Here is a 21103-nt window from a genome sequence, read left to right on the forward strand (position 1 = left end):
GAGTGGCTCACGGGCGCGATCTCGCTGCCCGTGATCGGAACGCCGCCCGGGATGAGCGCGGCCTCGACGATACGGGTGCTCGTCGTGACGCTCACGCTGGTGCTCATCGGGGTCATCTTCGCGTTCTTCAAGTACACCGACTACGGTCTGGCGGTGCGTGCCGGCACCGAAGACTCCGAGATGACCGAGATGCTCGGCATTCGCGTCGGTCGCCCCTTCCTGCTTATCTTCGCGATCGGCGCCGCCTACGCCGGCCTCGCCGGCGTCCTCGGCGGCTCGCTGTTCAACGTCACCAACAGCATCGGGATGGAGATCATCATCCCGTCGCTGGTGATCGTGATCATGGGCGGCGTCGGGAGCCTCCGCGGAACGGTCATCGGTTCCCTGCTCGCCGGACTCGCGTTCGCGGTGGCCACGGTGGTAGAACCGAGCATGACCCAGGCGAGCATCTACCTGCTGGCCATCGTCGTGTTGACAATTAGGCCGAGCGGTATCTTCCCCTCTGCGAAGGTGGGACAATGAGAACTGACAACGTACAACCCGACATCGAGGACGAATCGTCGCTGCTTAGCGTGGACAGGTGGGACCGGATCAAACACACCGAGCGGTTCATCTTCCTGGTCTCGGTGGCGTTCGTGCTCACGTTCTCGTATCTGTTCAGCCGCGCGCCCGTCATTTCGGACGTGACACAGGGGTATCACGGGCTCACGATCACGATTCTCATCTGGTCGATCTTCGCGCTGGGCTTCAACCTCCTGTTGGGGCAGACGGGGCTCCTCTCGTTCGGGCACGCGATGTTCTTCGGGACGGCGAGTTACGCGACCGCGCTGTTCTCGATCCACGTGTTCAACGAGCCGCTCACGATCGTCGTCGTGGGGATGCTGTCCGCGGTCGCCATCGGCGTGGTCGCGGCGCTCATCCTCCTCCGGCTCCACACGGTGTACTTCGCGATCGTCGCGCTGGCGATCGGACAGTTCCTCTACTTCCTCGCGAACAACCCGCTCGAAGGGATCACGCAGGGGATTAACGGACTGGAAGTGTCGCGCACTCCCGTCCTCGGGGTCGTCGACCTCGACCACGAGTACGGCGGGATTCTCGGCGAGCTCGTGGTGAACAACCTCTATCTCTTCGTCGGCGTGTTCTTCGTCGGGGTCGTCGTGTTCATCACTCGGATCCGCAAGTCGCCGTACGGGCTGATCTTCAAGGCGATCCGCGAGAACGAGACTCGGGCGTCGTTCGTGGGACTGGACGTCTGGCGCTACAAGTTCGCCGCGTTCCTGCTTTCGGCGGGGGTCTCCGGACTCGCGGGCGCGCTGTTGGCGGTGAACACGCAGTTTGCGGGCGTGGAGCGGCTCTACTGGTCGATCAGCGGTGACGTGGTCGTGATGGCGGTGCTGGGCGGGCTCGGCACGCTCGCCGGGCCGGTGATCGGCACGTTCGTGTGGTTCTACTTCAAGGGGATCGTCAACGGGTATCCCATGCTCGGGAACTACTGGCTGCTGATGCTGGCGGTGTCGTTCACCGCCGTGGTGTGGGCGTACCCCGACGGTCTCTGGGGAATGATCACGAGCCTCACGGCGGAGCTCCGCGAGCCGAAGGCGCTGGCCGCGAAGGTGAAACGCCGGGTGACGGGCGGTTCATCCACCGAGGGGTCCGCCGGGGGTGAGCGGTAATGGCGCTGCTCGAAACGGACGGGCTGACCAAGGAGTTCGGCGGCCTCACGGCGCTCGAAGACGTGGACATCGCGGTCGAAGAGGGAGAGCTGGTGTCGCTCATCGGGCCGAACGGCGCGGGGAAGTCGACGCTGATCAACACGATCACGGGGCGGCTCACGCCGACTCGGGGGGAGATAACGTACGCGGGCACGGATCTGATCGGGATGGAGCCGTTCGAGATCGCTCAACTCGGCGTGGGTCGGACGTTCCAGACGGCGTCGATCCTGCCGGAGTTGAGCGTTCGCGAGAACGTGCAGGTGGCGGCGTTCGCGGCCGAGCACGGGTCGTTCCGGGTGAATTTCCTCAGTCGTCGGGACTCGTTCGACGAGGTCCAGCGGCTGACGGACGACATCCTGGCCACGATCGAACTGGACGAGAAGGCGGGGATGGAGGCGGCGTCGCTCCCGTACGGGGACAAGCGACGGCTGGAGGTGGCGATCGGGCTGGCGACGGATCCGGACCTGCTGTTCATGGACGAGCCGACGGCGGGGATGTCGCCGACGGAGACCGAGATGACGGTCGAACTCATCGAGAACCTCTTAGCGGAGTGGGGGATGACGATCTTCCTGGTGGAACACGACATGGACATCGTGTTCGACATTTCGGATCGGATCTTCACGCTCCATCAGGGCGAGCTGATCGCGAAGGGGACGCCGGACGAGATACGGGACCATCCGGCGGTTCGCGAGGCCTACCTCGGAGGTGAAGAACAATGAGTCTGCTCGAACTCGAAGACGTTCACGCCCACTACGGGCCGAGCCACATCCTCCGTGGCGTCTCGATGGCCATCGAGGAGGGAGAAGTGGTGACGCTGCTGGGTCGGAACGGGGCGGGGAAGACGACGACGGTGCGGTGTATCGCGGGCACGGAGCCGCCGGAGGTCCGTTCCGGAGCGGTGCGGTTCGACGGGGAGGACATCACGGGATGGCCGGCGGACGACATCGCGATGGGAGGAATCGGGGTCGTGCCGGAGGGGCGGCGGCTGTTCACGGAGTTGACGGTCGAGGAGAACCTCGAGCTGTCGACGATCACACGGAGCTGGTGGAACACGATCCGGCGGCGCGGGGCGGGCGGCGGTGACAGCACGATGGAGATAGACGAGCTCTACGACCTGTTCCCGCGGTTGGAAGAGCGGCGAGACCAGCAGGCTGGGACGCTCTCAGGCGGGGAACAGCAGATGCTGTCGATCGCGCGGACGCTCCGGCTGCCGGAGCTGGACCTGCTCTTGTTGGACGAGCCGACCGAGGGGCTGGCCCCGCAGATCGTCACGGCGGTGGGCGACGCCGTCGAGGAGATCGCGGACCGAGGGCTGACGGTGCTGCTGATCGAACAGAACGTGCGAGAGGCGCTCCGGATCGCGGACCGCGGGTACGTCCTCGACCAGGGCGACATCGTGTATCAGGGGACGACCGAGGAGCTCGAAACCGAGGACCTCGACGAGTACCTCGTCGTCTGATACCCGAACCGGAGTTCGCTNGACATCGTGTATCAGGGGACGACCGAGGAGCTCGAAACCGAGGACCTCGACGAGTACCTCGTCGTCTGATACCCGAACCGGAGTTCGCTTCCGCTTCCGTCGGCCGGGCCGCTCGACGGTCACACCCCGCGCCGGTAGTATTATTCCGCCGAGGCCGTTAGGACGGTTAGATGACGAACCGTAATCGGCGACAGTTCCTCGCTGCGCTCTCGGCGTCTGCCGTCACCGCCACCGCCGGCTGCCAACGACTGGGGGGATCGGAGTCACAGGGCCATCCCGTTTCCGAGCCGATCACGTCGTGGCCGACGTTCCGAGGGGAGCGACACAACACCGGATACACGGGAGCGGCCTCAGAACTCGACGCGGACCCGACGATCGCGTGGACGTACGAGGCGGAGGGGCCGTTCTGGGGAAGCCCGGCGGTCGCGGACGACACGGTGTTCATCGGCAGCGCGGACAACACGCTGTACGCCGTCGACGCCGGGACGGGCGAGGAGACGTGGACGTTCTCGTCGGACCACCGGATCGAGGCGACACCGGCGTATCACGACGGGACGGTGTACGTCGGGTCGTACGACAAACACCTGTACGCCGTCGACGCGGAGACGGGCGAGGAGCGCTGGTCCCGCTCGTTCAACGGGCTCATCCGAGGGAGTCCGACGCCGTGGAACGGATCGATACTCGTCGGCGTCGGCTGTCACAACCTCGCGTGCGCGTGGTACGCCGACGAGGCCGAGGTGCCGGAGAGCGGGTGGGTCTACTCGCTCGACGCGGAGTCGGGGGAGACCGACTGGCGGGTCGATGTCGGCGCGGAGGTCGTGAGCACGCCGGCGGTCACCGACGAGACCGCGTACGTCGGTGCCTCCGACGGCACGCTGTACGCGCTGGACCCGGCGTCGGGCGACGAACGGTGGACGTACGAGACCCGCGACATGATCTGGTCGAGCCCGGCGGTCGCCTACGGGGCGGTGTACATCACCGACTGGAACGGGAACGTTCACGCCGTCGACGCGGAGACGGGCGAGGAGACGTGGTTCTACGACACGGCCGGTCGGTACATCTCCGGGTCCGTCGCCGTCAACGAGGACGCGGTGTACGTCGGCCACACGCCGTACAACACCCTCGACGATCCGACGACGAACTACGCGAAGGTGTTTCGGCTCGACCGTCGAACCGGCGAGGAGGAGTGGGTCTTCGAGACGTCCGCCCTCGAAGTCGGGAGTAGCCCGGTCGCCACGACGGACCGGGTCTACGTCGGCAGCCACCGACAGACGGACGGCGGCAGTAGTACCGTCGGAATGCACGCGCTCACCGCGGACGGCGACGAGGAGTGGTTCCTCGACATCGGCGGCCGAGGCGTGGGGTCCAGTCCGGCGCTCGTCGACGGGACGCTCTACTTCGGGGGGACCGACTCGACGGTGTATGCGGTCGAGTGAGGCGGGCGACGCACTGGCCGCCGCCCCGACCGACGCTTCGCTGTGCGGTGGCGATCACGTCGTGCCCGGAGCGGAGTTATCGGAGAGATCGGTGGTTCCACCCCGTTTTGCGGCCCGGTTCGGGGGTGATCGGTGGGTTTATGGAGAAAAACTCGTATTCTATGGTAACACACATGACGGCGAATAACACGCAAACACTCGGAGACCGCCCGTCGCTCGAGGTGGGATTCGAATGATACCCACGGTACCGCCGCTGTCGGTGTCCGCGATCCTGAGCTCTATCGAACTGTCGCGTGAGTTCTTCATCTCGCTCGGCGCACCGGGGCTGCTCTTGCTCGGATTCCTCGAGTTCTTCTTTTTCCCGATCCCGCCGATGCTCGTGTTGATCCCGCTGACGGTCGCTAGTCCGGAGCTCGCGCTCGTATACGCGGCGGCCGCGACGATGGGATCGGTCACTGCCGGCGTCGCCGGGTTCGCACTCGGACATCGAGGCGGGCGGCCGATCCTCACGTCGCGGTTTTCCGCCAACCGGATCGGACAGGCGGAGCGCTACCTCGAGCAGCGCGGCTTCGCGACCGTCGCGTTCGGCTCGTTCGCCCCGATACCGGAGGCCCACGAATTGCTCTCGATCACGGCCGGGTCGTTCAACATGCGATTCCGGACGTACATCGTCGCCGCCGTCCTCGGGCGGGGGAGCAAATATTTCATCGTCGCGATGCTGAGCGTGGCCCTCGGCCAAGCCGCCCGCTCGCTCACCGAGGTTGAGGTGTATTCGATTCTCGCCGTCGCCGTCGTCGTCGCTGGCGTGGGATACGCCCTCCGGGGGCGCCTGCGACCCCGCCCGATCCGGTGACCGGCGACTCGCCATCCCCGCCGCTCCTTCTCAGTCGGGACTGATCGGAGAGAGTGATCGGTCCCGCTCGCCGGTGGCGACCCAGCACGTGCGACGTACCGCCGACGCAGATCGCCGTTACGTAGCCGACCCGACGGCGAAATGTACCTGATATAGTATAAAATTCCATTAATTATAAGTAGGGTTGTTGCGAGGGATCAGTACGCGTATGTGGAAAAGAAGCATGGGGGGCAGTAACAACAGCGGTAGCACCGACGATCCAACGGCCGTTGGAAGGCGGGGGTTCATGCAGGCGGCGGGCCTCAGTATCGCCGGCCTTTCCGGCGTCTACGGCGCCGAGGCCGCGAGCGCGCAGGAGGAGGTGATCCGTCTCGAAGCGAGGCGGGACGTCCAATCTCCCGCGGCGTACGCCGACGGCGACGGGATCGTTACAGAACAAGTAGGCGTGGAAGCCGCCACGGAAGACTGGAAGGAGGGCTGGATCGATACGGACCTTCTCACCTCGACCATCGACCACTGGACGATGGGGGAGCCCGCGACGGGCGACGGAGGGCCGTTCTTCTGGCGCGGCGTCACGCCCGACTCGATCAGCGATCAGTCCAACCCGGCGCTGGACCTGATCGACGGGTACGAGTACACCATCGAGATAACCAGCGAGACGATCGACGCGCACGAGTTCGTGATCGTCGACGACAGCGACAACGCGTTGGAAGACGCCGTCACCGTCGACGAGAAGGGCGAAAGCCAGTCGATCACGTTCACGGCCTCCACGGAGATGGCCGAGTACTACTGTGCCAACCATCCGAACGAGATGCGCGGCACGATCGACGTGGCCAACGAGGTCAACGACGTGGTGGAGTTCACCGACGTCCTCTTCCTGGGTGGCGTCGAGGACGGCGCCACCCACTACAGCACGGACCTGATGCGGGTCCTCACGCCGTACATGCTGGAACGGGGCGTCCGGATCCACTACACGGAGCGGCAGGACGACCTCAACGCCGACACGCTCGGTAGCTACGACGCCGTGATGCTGTACGGCAACCGTCTCGAACCGACGGAAGCGCAGATCGACGCCCTGATCCAGTTCGTCGAGGACGGCGGCGGGTTCGTTCCCGTCCACGCCGCCTCGGCGTCGTTCGTCAGTTCCGATCGGTACATCGACCTGGTCGGCGGGCAGTTCCAGTCTCACCCGCCGATCCAGGAGGTGACGACCGATCGACAGCAGCCGAACCATCCGGTGTTCCAGGGCGTCGACGTGTTCTCCTCCGACGAGGAGGCGTATCGCCACACGAACGTCGCGGACGACATTACGGTCCTCGAGTACGGCGCCGGGTCCGGCTTCGACGGGACCTCGAACGAGCCCTGGACGTGGACGCGCACGCAGGGCGCCGGTCGCGTCTTCTACACCGCCTGGGGCCACGACGCGGTCTGGGAGAACGACGGCTTCAAACAGCTCCTGACCAACGCGCTGCTCTGGGCGAGCGGAAACGAGCCGCAGGCGAGCGTCGAACAGGGCTTCCCGGAGAAGTCCTTCACGAACGTGAGCGAGTACGGGCACAGCTACATCCCGAACCGGGGGCGCGAAACGCCCGACGCGGTCAGTTCGAACGACGACGGCGTGTGGGACCTCGTCCAAGACGAGTTCCCGGTCGCCGACTCGATGCAGCACAGCGTCACCCCGGCCGAGTTCGAGCTCCAGTACTTCGTCAGCGAGGACATCTTGCCCGAGGGCGTCGAAGGGGAGATCCTCGACATGGCGTTCGACGCGTCCGGTCGCTGTTTCCTGTCGCTCACGCTCGACTACCCGAACGAGGGCGGGACGGGCGAGGACAAGATCGTCCTCTGTGAGGACACCGACGGCGACGGCGTCGCCGACGAGTTCTCGGTGTTCCAAGAGGGTCTCTCGATTCCGCACAGCCTCATTCCGCACCGCGACGGCGTCATCGCGGCCGAGGTCGGCGTCGACGAGTCGGGTCGCGTCGTCTACTTCGGCGACGAGGACGGCGACGACGTCGCCGACATCGAAGAGGAGATATTCAGCGGCTACGGCACCGGCGACACGCACGCCGGCCTGAACCAGCTCTATCGAGGGCTCGACAACTGGATCTACGGCGTCGTCGGCTACGCCGGGCTGACACCCTCGATCGACGAGAGCATCTCGTTCAGCCAGGACGTGTTCCGGTTCCAGCCCGACGGCTCGGAGATCGAGTTCGTCGGGAGCGGGGCGTCGAACATGGCCGGCGTGAAGACCAACGAGGAGGGGCTGCTGTTCTGCTCGTCGGCGACCGCCGGCAACAACGTCACGACGTACGCGGCGATCCCCAGTTCCTGGTACGACCACATCAACGGCTTCACCGGAACGACCACGGTCGACATCCGGTCGGAGACGATCCTCAGCCGGAGCAACAACACGAACCGCGCGCTGCCGATCAACGACCGCTACCGGGCGTTCGACTTCCAGGGCGGGTTCACGGCCGCCACCGACCAGGAGTTCTACACCGCGCGCGAGTTCCCCGAGCAGTACTGGAACAGCACGGCCTTCGTCGGCGAAGGGACGAGTCAGCTGATGTCCACGTACTACGTGGAACAGCAGGGCGCGGGGTACGAGTCGATCTACCACCACAACCTGTTCGCCAGCAACGACGAGTGGTCGTCGCCGACATACGTCAACACGGGGCCGGACGGGATGGTCTGGATGATCGACCTGTACGACTTCATCTTCCAGCACAACCCCACGCCCGACGAGTACAGCACCGGCGACGGGAACGCCTACGAGACCGAGGTCCGCGACAACCAGCACAGCCGACTGTACCGCGTGACCACGGGCGACGACGTCGACCTTCACCCGCACGACCTCAGCGACGCGAGCGCGTCGGAACTCGTCGACATGCTGTCCGCGGACAACATGTTCTGGCGGAAGACGGCTCAGCGAAAACTGATCGAGCAGGAGGCCACCGGGGTCGTCTCGGACCTCGTCGACCTCGCCACCAGCGAGGACCTCGACGACATCGGACTGGACCCGGGTTCCATCCACGCGCTGTGGACGCTCGACGGTCTGGACGCGCTGGCGGACAACGAGAGCGCGCTGCTCGCGACGCTCTCTCACTCCTCGGCCGGCGTCCGCATCAACGCGCTGCGTGCGCTGCCGCCGACGGCGGCCAAACGCGACGCCATCGTCGACAACGGCCTGCTGGACGACGACGACGGTCGGGTCCAGATGTGGGCGTCGCTGGCGTTGGCCGAGACGCCCGAAGATCCCGCTGCCGGCGAGGCGATCTTCGAGATGATCGACGACGACGCGGCCTTAGAGGAGGACCTCTTGGTCGACGCGTCCTCGGTCGGCGCGGCGACCCACTCCGACGGGTTCATCGACGCGTATATGGAGACGTACGGGGAGAGCTACGAGGGCGTCAACGTCCTCGAGGGCGACGGCAACGGCGGCTTCGAAGAGGTCCAAGCCACCGGTCCGTCCGCGTGGACGCAGACGCCGTTCGGCGGTACCTACACCTACACGTGGGCGGACGGCACGGCGAGCTCCGGCAGTCGGAGCCTCGCCATCACGTCGCCGAGCAGTAGCGACGGTGCCGACGCGGCGTGGACGCAGACGGTCAGCGTCGAGCCGAACACGGAGTACACCTTCACGGCGCAGGTGAAGACGGAAGACGTTCAGACGGTCGACGGGACGGGGCTCTACGACGGCGCCCCGCTCGGCGCGACGATCAGCGTCGAGCAGCTCGCGAACGACGGCTCCGGCCTCCCGCCGACCGCGAGCGCGATCGCCGATCCGCTGACGGGCACGAACGACTGGACGGAGCTGACCGTCTCGTTCAACAGCGGCGACCTGAGCGAGATCCAGTTCAACTGCCTGTTCGGCGGGTACGGGAACGCCACGGGGACGGCCTACTACGACCAGATCAGCGTCGTGGACCCCGACGGGAACAACATCCTCGACAACTCGGACGTCGAGAACGGCACGACCGAGGAGAGCCCGACCGGCTGGAACACCCAGGCCTTCGGAGAGACGACCGGTGAGTTCTCTCTCGACACGTCCGCGTCTCACACGGGGGAGAACAGCGTGCAGATCTCCTCGCAGGACGGGCTCGACGGCACCTGGTACACGGAGGTCAGCATCGAGGACGGCGGCGAGTACACCCTCGTCGGCTGGGTCAAGACGGAGAACCTCTCGAAGTCCGACGCCGCACTGGGCGCGCTGTTCAACGTCCACCTGTCGGACGTCGAGACCGACGCGATCACCGGCGGGACGAACGACTGGACCGAGGTCAGCGCCACGTTCAACAGCGGTGACCTCAGCGACGACGCGTGGACCGACGGGCGCGGCTCGTCGATCAGGATCAACGCGTTGTTCGGCGGCTACGGCACCGCGACCGGGACCGCTTGGTTCGACGACGTCGCGCTGTACGACCCCGACGGCGAGGTTCAACGCGAGAACCTCATGGCCAACCCGAGCGCTGAGAACGGATCTGGATCGAGTCCCGACTCCTGGTCGACCGCCACGTTCGCCGGCACTGCCACGGGAACCTGGGCGGAGGGGACGGCGAGCGACGGGAGCCGAAGCCTCCAGATGGATTCGGCGGAAGGGGCCGACGCGGGCTGGCAGCAGACGGTCTCCGTCGAGCCGAATCAGCAGTACGAGCTCAGCGGGAAGATCAAGACGGAGAACCTCCAAACGGTCGATGGAACCGGACACGGAGGTATCGAAGACGCACCGTTTGGCGCGGCCATCACCGTGGGTCAGATCGCGAACGCGTCCTACCCCGACCTCAACTACAACGCGATCACGGAGCGGTTCACGGGGACGACCGACGGTTGGCAGGAGGTCTCGACCACGTTCAACAGCGGCAACAACCAGGAACTGGACATTAACGGACTGTACGGCGGCTACGGGAGCGCGACCGGAACCGCCTACTGGGACGACTTCGAACTGGTCCAGCTCACCAGCTCCGGAAGCGGTATCGAACAGGTGTACAACCGCGTGAAGCGTCACGAGGATATGACCGGCGTCACCGCGGAGTTCACGGCGTCGGCCACGTCGGTCTCGACGGGCGAGGAGGTCACCTTCGACGCCTCCGCCTCGTCGATCCCCGACGGCTCCATCGAGACCTACGCGTGGGACTTCGGCGACGGGTCGACGGCCGCCGGTGAGACGGTCAGCTACACCTACGACAGCGTCGGTGACTACACGGTGACGCTGACCGTGTTCGACGACAGCGGTAACGCCGACAACACCACGATGACGATCGGTGTCGGCGGCCTCGATCCCGCGACGACCATCGAGCTCGACGGCCAGACCAGCGGTTGGGTCGGCACGGCTCCGGCGAGCATCGACGGCCAGACCAATCCGGAACTCCAGCTCCGCGAGGGCGAGGAGTACACGGTCGAGTGGCTGAACGTGGACGGCCGGAGCCACAACTTCGCCCTTCTCGACGACTCCGACGAGGTGATCGAGCAGACCGAGCTGATGGGTACCGAGGGCGAGACACAGACGTACACGTTCACCGCGACCGCGGACGTCGCCGGGTACCAGTGTACGCCACACGCCGCCGGGATGAGCGGGACGGTGGATGTCATATGATCCGACGCGTCACCCAATCGACGGAACGCGGGCTGGTCGGCGGCGACGCCGACCGGCGTCAGCCCGTCGTCGACGGTACCGGCGGGTCGAGCGCTGACGGACGAGACGAGAGTCAGGAATCGCGGACGAAACCTGACGAGACCCGGATCGAGACGGTCGGAGAACAGGAGCAGAACGGAACCGCCGTCCGACCGCGGAACGGCCGGGACACCCCCGCATCCGGGGGTGATGTCTGATGGGCCCTGAGATCGGCCGTCGCCAGCTCTTGGCGACCGGTGCGGCCGGCACGGCGCTCGGCGTCACGGGGCTGTACACGAGTCTCACGTCGACGGTGTCCGCGCAGTCGTCGTCGCCGTCGCTGGACAAGTGGGCCCAGTCGCTCCCGATCCCGTCGGTCAGAGCCCCCGACGGCACGCGAGACGGTGCCGACTTCTACGACGTGAAACTGGAGGAGTTCGAACAGCAGCTCCACCCGGACCTCCCGGCGACGACGGTGTGGGGCTTCGACGGGAGCTACCCCGGACCGACCTTCGACGTGCAGGTGGGCGAGCCGATCAAGGTCCGGTTCGACAACCGGTCGCTTCCGAACTCCCACCTGCTGTCGGTCGACACCGACATCGGCGGCACACAGCCCGCGGACTACGACGGCTACGACGGCGAGGTGCCGGAGGTCCGCAACGCGATCCACGTCCACGGCGCGAACATCCGCGCGATGGACGACGGGCAGTCAACGTCGTGGAAATCGCCGGACAACGTCGCCGGACCGGGGTACGTCAAGGACGTCCAACACGTCCCCAACGCGCAGTCGCGGGGGACGCTCCTGTATCACCCGCACGCGCTCGGCATCACGCGGCTCAACGTGTACGCCGGGCTCGCCGGCGTGTACCTGCTCCGCGACGAGGACGAAGCGTCGCTGAACCTCCCGACCGGCGACCACGAGGTTCCCCTCGTCCTGCAGGACCGGTCGTTCAACGACGACGGGTCGCTGTCGTACCCGGAAGAGTTCACCTCCGAGTTCATGGGCGACACGGCCGTCGTGAACGGCGCCGTGTGGCCATACATGGAGGTCGAACCGCGACGGTACCGGTTCAGAGTCGTGAACGCCTCGAACGCGCGGGCGTACGACCTCTCGTTGCGCAACGACACCGCCGACAGCGCCGACGACGTGCCCGCGATGTACCAGATCGCGACGGGTCACGAGTTCCTCGAAGGCGTCGTGGACATCGGCCCGGGCGGGGCGATGAGTTCGCTCCCGCTGACCGCGTTCGAGCGCGGCGAGATAATCGTCGACTTCTCGGAGCACGCCGGCGAGACGCTGACGCTGACCAACGCCGCGGACGACATCAGTGAGGTCGTCCAGTTCCAAGTGGCCGACACGACGGTCGACGACCCGACGGCGGCTCCGGCGGACCTCGATCTCCCGCAACCGACGGACTACGACCCGGAGTCCGCGAGAGCGACGCGGAGAAACACGCTCGATAGGGATCTCGGCGGCGATCCCCCTCACCTGCTGAACGGGAAGGGGATGCTCGACGACGGCGTGACCGCCCGCCCGCACCTCGGAACGACCGAGGTGTGGGAGTTCGAGAACACGACTACCCAGACCCACCCGATCCACATGCACCTGGTGAAGTTCCGGGTGATCGGCCGCGGACCGGACGGAACCGAAGACCCGGACCCGAACGAACTCGGTCCGAAAGACATCGTACGCGTCGAATCCGGCGAGACCGTCAGGGTCGTCGCCGAGTTCGGCGACTACGTCGGCAAATACCCATGGCACTGTCACATGCTTGAACACGAAGACCACGCGATGATGCGGATGTTCGAGGTGATCCGCGGCGAGATCACCCAGTACGCGAACAGCGACGGAATTATCACGAGATCCGGCGTCGACGCTGCAAAGAGCGATTGGAAGGAGAGCGAGATCGACCGCGAGGTGCTCTCGGACGTGATACACCGCTGGCATAGCGGCGAACCCGTGGAGGGGGGACAATGAGCCGACGCGGAATCCCGTCGACGCTCGTCGTCGTCCTCGTCGCGTCGCTCATGATGGCCGCTCCCGTGAGCGCGGCGATCGGCGCGGGAGCCGGCGCGCCGGCGATCGGCTCGTCGGACACCGCTCCGACTCCGGCGCTGGACACGAGCGGCCACAGCATCCAGATCACCTCGGACTCGGGCGTCGACGGCGCGATGAACCAGTCCGTGGCCGTCGAGACGAACACGACGTACACGCTGAGCGGCTGGATCAAGACGGAGAACGTCCAGGCGGGAAGCGGATACGGCGCGCAGCTGAACGTCCACGAACTCGGCGAAGCGTCGCTGACAGAGTCGGTGACCGGGACGCAGGAGTGGACGTACGTCGAGACGACGATCAACAGCGGCGGTAACGAGGAGCTCCAGATCAACGCCCTGCTCGGCGGATGGGGAACCTCGACCGGCACGGCGTACTACGACGACATCCGGTTCGAGAACCCGCAGGGCGAGAACCTGCTCGCGAACGGCGACCTCGAAACCGGATCGCTGGCCCCCTGGACGGCCCAGACGTGGGAGGGGAGCGGCGATGGAACGCTCACCAACCAGGAGTCGGTCGCCACCGGCGACGTGAGCTCCCGGACGGTGCAGAGCCACACGGTTCAACCGGGTGGGGAGACGCTCGTCACGGTCGACGTCGAGACGAACGAGACCGAGAACTTCACCGTGGTCGAACACTTCGATCCCGCGTTCGACAGCGTGGAGATCGTCGACGCCGACGGCGCCGCCTTCGCCGAGGTCCGCAACGCGAACGACGCGGTGTTCGCGACCTACACCGACCGGAGCGAGGCGACGCTCACGTACCGGGTCACGCTCGGTGACTCGTCGTCGGTTCAGGAAGGCGACAGCTACAGTCTCAGCGGGTTCACACACTCGGACGGCGACCGCAGCGCGACCGGCGGCCAAGACCAGATCACCGTCGGCCCCGAAGATATCGGCCAGCCGCTCGTCCAGAGCGAGCGAACCGTCGACACCGGGGATCTCCAAACGGACGGAACGGCGACCGTCACCGTGAACGCGAACCCCGGTGAGGCGTCCGACTTCATCATCTACGAGGACTTCGCGCCGGCCTTCGAGTCGGTCGACATCGTCGACGCCGACGGCGCCGACGTCACCGGAGTCCGGAACAACGAGTCGCTGTTCGCCGCGTACAACGAGCGCGAGAGCGTCAGCCTCGTCTACGAAGTCGAGGTCGGATCGGCGAGCAGCTACTCCTTCGACGGCACCACGAACACCGAGACGACGAAGGGGACGTACGATCGCCGGACGATCGGCACGGACACCCTCACCGTCGACGGGCCGGGCGGTGGCGACGACCCGTCGACCAACGGCACGGTCCAGTTCGCGCAGGAGGAGTACGAGTTCGCACCCGGCGAGACGCAGACGCTCACGGTCGAGACGGACGCCGACTCGGTCGCGGGCCACCAGACCCGCATCGAGTTCGACCCCGACATGGTGACGGTCGAGAGCGTCGAGGCGGGCGATATCGGCTCGGCGATCGTCGTGAACCGTGACAACGAGAACGGCACGGTGACGGCGGCGCAGGCGCAGGCCGGCGAGACGGACGCGCCGACCCTGCTCAACCTCACGGTCACGTTCGAGGGCGACGAGGGCGATTCGGCTGAGCTCGCCTTCGATCGAGAATACACGTCGCTGTTCGACGCCGAGACCAATGCGATCGACGTCGCCTGGCGCGACGCCACGATCCAGAGCGGTACGCCCGGCGACGTCAACCTCGACGGCGAGGTCGACACCCGGGACGCGATCCTGATCCAGCAGTACATCGCCGGACAGGATCCGGGCGGCGAGGACACCGTGTTCAACCCGGCGCTGGCCGATATCAACGGCGACGGGTCGGTGACGATCACCGACGTGCTCGCCGTCCTCGAAAGGGGGGTCGATAGCTAGGTCGGCACGTCCGCAGCACCAGCGTAGCCACGCCACCGCATCCGTCGCCGCATCGCGGCGATTTTTATGCTGTCGGTGGCCGAACCGGCTTTCAGACCGCGGCTCCGGTCCGAGTTCGCGCTCGGACCACGACACCCGACCGGGCTCACGCCCATCCAACAACCAATGACGACCCACACACCATCCAAACGACTGCTCGTCTGCCTCGTCGCTGCGACCGTCGCGCTCGCGCCGCTTCTCGTCGGCGCCGGTGCGGCAGCGACGGCACCCGACGCGACCGAGCGCACCGAGCAGGTCCAGACAGACGGCGCACTGACCTTGGAAGTGACCGAGCGGACCGACGACACCGTGACCGTGACGCTCTCGACGACCGTCGAGAACGTGGCGGGCTACCAGACCCACCTCACGTTCGATCCGGAGACCACCGCGGTCGAGAGCGTCGAGGGCGGTGAGGGAGCGTTCGACGCCGATCCGGTCCAGACCGTCGACAACGCGAACGGCTCCGTGAACTTCAACCAGTACGCCGAGGGCGCACCCGACAACGCCGTGGACGCCCCGACGATGGCGACGATCACCTTCGAGACCCCAGACTCCTCGACAGCGGTCTCCTTCGTCGCCGAGGACTCGCTCGTGGCGACGGGCGACCTCGAAGACGTCACCGACCTCACCCGCAACGGCGTAACGCTCGCGTCCGACGGGAGTAGCGTCGGTGACGGCGGAGACGGCAGTGATGGCGGAGACGGCAGTGACGGCGGAGGCGGGAGCGACGGCGGAGACGGCAGTGACGGCGGAGACGGGAGCGACGGTTCAGACGGTAGTAGTAGTTCAGGCGACGGCGACGGAGCTGACGGGAGCGACGGTGGAGACGGGAGCGGTAGTTCAGACGGCGACGGCGGTAGCTCCGATGAAAGCGATAGTTCAGACGGGAGCGACGGCGGAGACGGGAGCGACGGGAGCGATGGAAGCGACGGTGGCGGACCCGTCCTCGAAGAACAGTCGCCCGGCTTCGGTCCGGTGCTCGCCCTGATCGCGCTGCTGGGGTCCGCGCTCGTGTTCGGGCGGCTGAACAGGTAATCTCGAAAGCAGCCTGCCAAGTGCGTCCGGCCGGACGTCGGTCGGCCGCTCTCCCCGCGGTTTTTCGCGTGCTTTTCTCGCTCGGTTCGCAGTACGGATCGTCGAACCGTTCGAACGAGCCGGCGAGCAGAGGGCGTCGCTCCCGACGATGTCGACGAGGGCCAGCGGCTCAGCAGTGGGAGCCCGATAGATAACGGGAAAAGGTCGCGTCGTCGCCGCCGGTACCCTCGTACGATCCGGCGGGAGCGTCCGGTCCGCGTTCAGAACTCTATCGACTTGAACTTGCGTGCCTGGTTTTCGATCGCGTCTTCGGTCGCGAGGCGTTCGATGCTCGACGCGCCGAAGAACCCGACGATCCCCTCCGTGTTGTTCAAGACGTACTCGGCGTCATCGGGCCACGCGATCGGGCCGCCGTGACAGATGACGTGGACGTCGTCCCGGACGGACTTCGCCGCGTCGTGGTGCGCCTGGACGCGCTCGGACGCCTCGTCCAGATCGAGAGCGGTCTCCGCGCCGATGTCGCCGGAGGTCGTCAGCCCCATGTGCGAGACGATCACGTCGGCGCCCGCCTCGGTCATCGCCTTCGCCTGCTCCTCCGTGAACACGTACGGACAGGTCAACATCCCCTGATCGCTCGCCTCGCGGATCATGTCGACCTCCTTGTCGTACCCCATGTTCGTCTCTTCGAGGTTCTTCCGATACGTGCTGTCCTCGTCGATGAGACCGACCGTCGGGAAGTTCTGCACGCCCGAGAAGCCGCGACGACGCAGGTCCTCGATGAAGACGCTCATGTCTCGGAACGGGTCCGTCCCGTTGACGCCAGCGAGCACCGGCGTGTCCTCGACGACCGGAATGACCTCGTGGCCCATCTCGACGACGATTTCGTTCGCGTCCCCGTACGGCAGGAGCCCCGCGAGGGATCCGCGTCCGTTCATCCGGTACCGCCCCGAGTTGTAAATGATAAGGAGATCGACGCCGCCGCGCTCGGCGAACTTCGCCGAGATGCCGGTTCCGGCACCCGCCCCGATGACGGGCTCTCCCGCCTCAATAGTCGATTCTAGCCGGTCGAGTGATTCCGAACGTGTATACTTCATACAATTTTAGTGGGCATCCCGCGTCACTTTAATATTGTGGAACAAACAACTAGGTTGGCGTTACTCGGTGGTCCACCGGGCCGGCGGAGCAGCTGACGCGACGGTCACGAAACGAGCTGCGCGCGAAAACGGGAGTCCAACGCGGGCAGAGCGAAGTTCGCGGTTGCGGCGGTACGCCTCTCGTGAGAGCGCGATCAGACGTCGGGGAACTCACCCGGCGGGAAGATCGTCGCCTCCGCCGCTTCGCGAATCTCGGCTTCCGGGCCGGGCGGACAGTACACGGCGAGGAACCGGAGGGGTTCCCACGAGGTGTTTATCGTGCTGTGTTCGACCCCGCTCGGAATGTGGACCATCTCCCCCGCCGTGACCGTTCGCTCCTCGTCGGCGATGGTCTGTTCGCCTTCCCCGCCGAGAATGTACAGTATCTCCTCGCTGTCGGGATGGGTATGCCGCTCGTGGCCTTTTCCGGGTTCGAGCATCACGACGCCCGCGCTGAATCCGGACGAACCGGTCACCTCCGGGGTGTTCATCCACTTGAGCGTCCCCCAGTCGAGCTGGATGGTCTCTACGTCTTCCGGGCTGACGAAGCGTTTTTCAGCTACCATAATACGTGATAACAGTCAACGGTCGATGATAAATATATTGGTGATGCATGTGCTAGCGAGCATCACGATCGGAGGGTGATCGATGAGATCGCTCGCCCGACCTCCATGCAACACAACAACTCACATATCGTAAACGAATTCGGAGTGGGGTGAGTGAATTGTGTTTAATTATTCAACATATACAGATCTGGATCATGCGGGATTCCGCGTACGTCAGGAGAGATCGATGTGTCCCGACGGAAGCACACGGACGACATCGCCGGTAATATCGGCAGCGAGCCGTCTTCTACGCGATTTCGACGGCTGTCACCACCTTCGCCACGATCGGCGGTCGCGGCCGGACAGATCAGACGTTTGAACAGTAATTGACGGCGTTTGACTATATTCACATATCGTGAATACGGTGTTCCGTCGACCGGTCGATCGACCGTCTCGCCGGATCACGGGACGCGCCCGCTGGATGGATCGATGTCAGTGTCGAGAAGTCCGGACCGTAGTATTACAAACATAACTTTGTAATTTGAGGTAGTCCCTCATGATAGACAATCACGATCAGCCTGCCGCTGACACGAGCAGGTACAATCTTGCGAACGCTCGGTTCGGCGGAGAGCCGTTCGTTTACGATATGTGATTTCGTGTCACAGATTCGGGGCGATCGAACGGCCGCGGTCCGTCAGAAGAATGTGGCAGCGTGGAGCGCCGCGACGAGCACCGTGAGCACGCCGACGCTCGCGACGGTAGTCGTAAAGATGGCCGTACTGAGGTACTCGGGCGCTGTGATCCCGTCGACGACCACGTCGTCGGCGTACTCGATCGTGAGTGCGAGCGGGATGACCGCTGCCGGGGTCGCGCACTCCAACACGAACACCTTCGCGACGGTGGGGTTGTTGAACCCGAGGGCGAGCGCCAGCGCGAGCCCGACGATCGGCGCGATGACGAGCTTTAGGGTGGAGGGGAGAATGGACCGCGAAACCGCGGAAACGTCCGTCCCCGCCATCTGGATACCGAGGATGAGGAGCATCACCGGGACCGAGGCGTCGCCGACGAGACCGACGGTCTCCATCGCCGCCGAGTCGGCCGGCGGGACGAGTTCGAGCGCCCGCATCGCGACGGCGGCCGCGATGGCGTATATCAACGGGAGCCGAAACACCTCGAGCACCGCGTCGAGCGGCCGGCTGTCGGACCCGCCGGACGCGATATAGACGCCGAGAGTGTACACCACGAGGTTCTGGATCGTGAGATAGAGGACGGCCGTCGTTCGCCCGATCTCGCCGAAAGCGAACTCGGAGAGCGGGATTCCGACGAATCCCGAGTTCGGGAACGCCGCTGCCAGCATCAGTGCGCCGAGGAGCGGTCCGGACTCCCCGCTGAGGCGTCCGACGCCCCACGCGATCGCGATCATGACGACGGCGTATCCGGCGACGCCGACGCCGAGTTTCGCGACTTCCCCGCCGCCGAGCGTGGTCGTCGCAATGCTGTGAAACGCGAGCGCCGGGATGAGAACGTACAGTCCGAGCGTGTTTATCGAACCGACGTCGATGTCGGTCGCCCGCGCCAGCAGATACCCGACGACCGCCACCGAGAGGATCGGGAGAATCGCGTTCGTGAACGCGCCCGTTATCGACATTCCCTCGCACCCGCTTGCGCGTTTCGCGATTGGTCGACCAGTTCGACTGCGGCTGTTTGCCGTAGCTGTCGCCTCACATACCACTCATACACCTTCGGGTACAAATAGTATCGGAGATTGGCTCGGAGCGCGACGTGGACGGCGAGGGCCCCGGTCAAGTCCGCCGGAGAGCCGATCGAACCGCTCGCTCGCAACGACCGTCGCTCTGGGTTCCCTGGAGTCCGAACGAGAGAAAATATCCGCGTGGGGTAGCTTTATTCCCGTGGACAAACGAGATGTCAACGCTATATGACAGAGGTTACTCTGCGGCGGACGCAGCTTGCAACGCCCGCGAGCGACGAGAAGATGATGCACTCGGCGGCCGACAGCGACGCCGACGAGGTGTTTCTCGACTTGGAGGACTNCGGACGCAGCTTGCAACGCCCGCGAGCGACGAGAAGATGATGCACTCGGCGGCCGACAGCGACGCCGACGAGGTGTTTCTCGACTTGGAGGACTCGGTGGCGCCCAGCGCGAAGCCGGACGCGCGCGCGCCGCTGATCGAGGCGGCTCGCGAGGAGGACTGGAGCGACAAGGTCCTGAGCTTCCGGATGAACGGGATCGACACCAAGTGGTGGTACGACGACCTGATCACGGTCGTGGGCGAGGCGGGCGAGTACATCGACGACATCATCGTTCCGAAGGTGAAGTCCGCCAGCGACGTGCACACGGTCGAGAACCTGCTCGCGCAGGTCGAGGAGAACAACGACCTCGAGGTCGGCGGGATCGGGCTCGAACCGCAGATCGAGGACGGCGAGGGGATCCACAACGTCCACGAGATCGCGCACGCNAACAACGACCTCGAGGTCGGCGGGATCGGGCTCGAACCGCAGATCGAGGACGGCGAGGGGATCCACAACGTCCACGAGATCGCGCACGCTTCCGACCGGCTCTCGTCGATCATCTTCGGCCCGGGCGACTACTCGGCCGCGATGGGGACGCCCGGCCTCGACATCGGCCAGTTCCCCGAATATCCCGGCCACTACTGGCACCACGCCCTCTCCGAGTGTAACTCCGCCGCGAAATCCGCCGGCCTGCCGTGTCTCGACGGGCCCTACGNGAGAACAACGACCTCGAGGTCGGCGGGATCGGGCTCGAACCGCAGATCGAGGACGGCGAGGGGATCCACAACGTCCACGAGATCGCGCACGCCTCCGACCGGCTCTCGTCGATCATCTTCGGCCCGGGCGACTACTCGGCCGCGATGGGGACGCCCGGCCTCGACATCGGCCAGTTCCCCGAGTATCCCGGCCACTACTGGCACCACGCCCTCTCCGAGTGTAACTCCGCCGCGAAATCCGCCGGCCTGCCGTGTCTCGACGGGCCCTACGCCGACATCGAAGACCCCGAAGGGTTCCGCGAATCCGCCGAGAACGCCAACATGATCGGTTGTGACGGCAAGTGGGCGATCCACCCGTCGCAGATCGAGATCGGCAACGAAGTGTTCGCGCCAGACCCCGAGGTCGCCGAGCGCGCCAAGCGCATCGTCGACGCCTACGCCGAAGCCATGGACGAAGGCAAAGGCGCCGTCAGCGTCGACGGCCAAATGGTCGACGAAGCCACCAACAAAATGGCCCAAGACATCGTCGAAACCGCCGAAGCCGCAGGCATCCTCTAAACGGGCGGAAACCCTTCCGTTCGATCTGTCGTT

14 protein-coding genes and 2 pseudogenes are annotated in these 21103 nt (G+C 65.6%); 13 read left to right on the forward strand and 3 right to left on the reverse strand.

The genetic code is table 11. From position 1 onward, the window contains the following. The 11 genes from C471_RS00045 to C471_RS00095 all read left to right on the forward strand — a co-directional run. Positions 1–522 (forward strand): branched-chain amino acid ABC transporter permease (locus C471_RS00045; RefSeq protein ID WP_004045588.1); only part of this gene is annotated, 522 nt, incomplete at its 5' end. Further along, positions 519–1673, forward strand: a complete 1155-nt coding sequence (locus C471_RS00050) for a branched-chain amino acid ABC transporter permease (RefSeq protein ID WP_004045590.1) — start codon at positions 519–521, stop codon at positions 1671–1673. The genes C471_RS00045 and C471_RS00050, both read left to right, overlap by 4 nt. Next, entirely contained in the window at positions 1673–2431 is a 759-nt protein-coding gene (locus tag C471_RS00055) for an ABC transporter ATP-binding protein (RefSeq protein WP_004045592.1), read from the forward strand. The genes C471_RS00050 and C471_RS00055 overlap by 1 nt, the downstream gene beginning before the upstream one ends. Continuing rightward, positions 2428–3171: an ABC transporter ATP-binding protein gene (locus C471_RS00060; RefSeq protein WP_004045594.1), complete on the forward strand. Its 744-nt coding sequence runs from the start codon at positions 2428–2430 to the stop codon at positions 3169–3171. Before C471_RS00055 ends, C471_RS00060 begins: the two co-directional genes overlap by 4 nt. Positions 3172–3362: 191 nt before the next feature. Then, complete coding sequence (locus C471_RS00065; protein WP_004045596.1) at positions 3363–4628, forward strand: beta-alanine-activating enzyme beta-propeller domain-containing protein; 1266 nt, start codon at positions 3363–3365, stop codon at positions 4626–4628. A 232-nt stretch (positions 4629–4860) separates the two neighbouring features. Next, positions 4861–5481 carry a YqaA family protein gene (locus C471_RS00070; RefSeq protein WP_004045598.1) on the forward strand — a complete coding sequence of 207 codons (621 nt, stop codon included), beginning with the start codon at positions 4861–4863 and terminating at the stop codon, positions 5479–5481. A 208-nt stretch (positions 5482–5689) separates the two neighbouring features. Beyond that, a complete protein-coding gene (locus C471_RS00075) occupies positions 5690–11074 on the forward strand; it encodes a PVC-type heme-binding CxxCH protein (protein WP_080505510.1) in 5385 nt (1794 codons plus the stop codon). After that, complete coding sequence (locus tag C471_RS00080; protein WP_004045602.1) at positions 11071–11310, forward strand: hypothetical protein; 240 nt, start codon at positions 11071–11073, stop codon at positions 11308–11310. Before C471_RS00075 ends, C471_RS00080 begins: the two co-directional genes overlap by 4 nt. Then, the gene (locus tag C471_RS00085) at positions 11310–13070 is read left to right on the forward strand and encodes a multicopper oxidase family protein (RefSeq protein ID WP_080505511.1); all 1761 of its coding nucleotides are present in this window, start codon (positions 11310–11312) and stop codon (positions 13068–13070) included. Before C471_RS00080 ends, C471_RS00085 begins: the two co-directional genes overlap by 1 nt. Beyond that, positions 13067–15013: a dockerin type I domain-containing protein gene (locus C471_RS00090; protein ID WP_004045606.1), complete on the forward strand. Its 1947-nt coding sequence runs from the start codon at positions 13067–13069 to the stop codon at positions 15011–15013. Before C471_RS00085 ends, C471_RS00090 begins: the two co-directional genes overlap by 4 nt. Before the next feature lie 165 nt (positions 15014–15178). Next, positions 15179–16087, forward strand: coding sequence for a PGF-CTERM sorting domain-containing protein (locus C471_RS00095; protein ID WP_004045607.1), 909 nt, complete (start codon positions 15179–15181; stop codon positions 16085–16087). Between the two features lie 260 nt (positions 16088–16347). On the opposite strand, the gene C471_RS00100 is transcribed toward C471_RS00095, so the two are convergent. From C471_RS00100 to C471_RS00110, 3 genes are all read right to left on the reverse strand, one after another. Next, positions 16348–17181 (reverse strand): phosphoenolpyruvate hydrolase family protein, encoded by an 834-nt coding sequence (locus C471_RS00100; protein WP_004045609.1) that lies wholly within the window; start codon positions 17179–17181, stop codon positions 16348–16350. Between the two features lie 194 nt (positions 17182–17375). After that, positions 17376–17786, reverse strand: a complete 411-nt coding sequence (locus tag C471_RS00105; protein ID WP_004045611.1) for a cupin domain-containing protein — start codon at positions 17784–17786, stop codon at positions 17376–17378. 673 nt (positions 17787–18459) lie between these two features. Next, the gene (locus tag C471_RS00110; protein WP_004045613.1) at positions 18460–19413 is read right to left on the reverse strand and encodes an AEC family transporter; all 954 of its coding nucleotides are present in this window, start codon (positions 19411–19413) and stop codon (positions 18460–18462) included. Between the two features lie 443 nt (positions 19414–19856). On the opposite strand from C471_RS00110, the pseudogene C471_RS00115 reads away from it, so the two are divergent. Both C471_RS00115 and C471_RS16115 read left to right on the forward strand, forming a co-directional pair. Beyond that, positions 19857–20453: pseudogene (locus C471_RS00115) on the forward strand (HpcH/HpaI aldolase/citrate lyase family protein); the annotation flags it as partial. 59 nt (positions 20454–20512) lie between these two features. Further along, positions 20513–21070 (forward strand): annotated as a pseudogene (locus C471_RS16115) (HpcH/HpaI aldolase/citrate lyase family protein); the annotation flags it as partial. Positions 21071–21103: the final 33 nt, after the last annotated feature.

Origin of the sequence: Halorubrum saccharovorum DSM 1137 (genome assembly GCF_000337915.1) — an archaeon.
Lineage (GTDB): Archaea > Halobacteriota > Halobacteria > Halobacteriales > Haloferacaceae > Halorubrum > Halorubrum saccharovorum.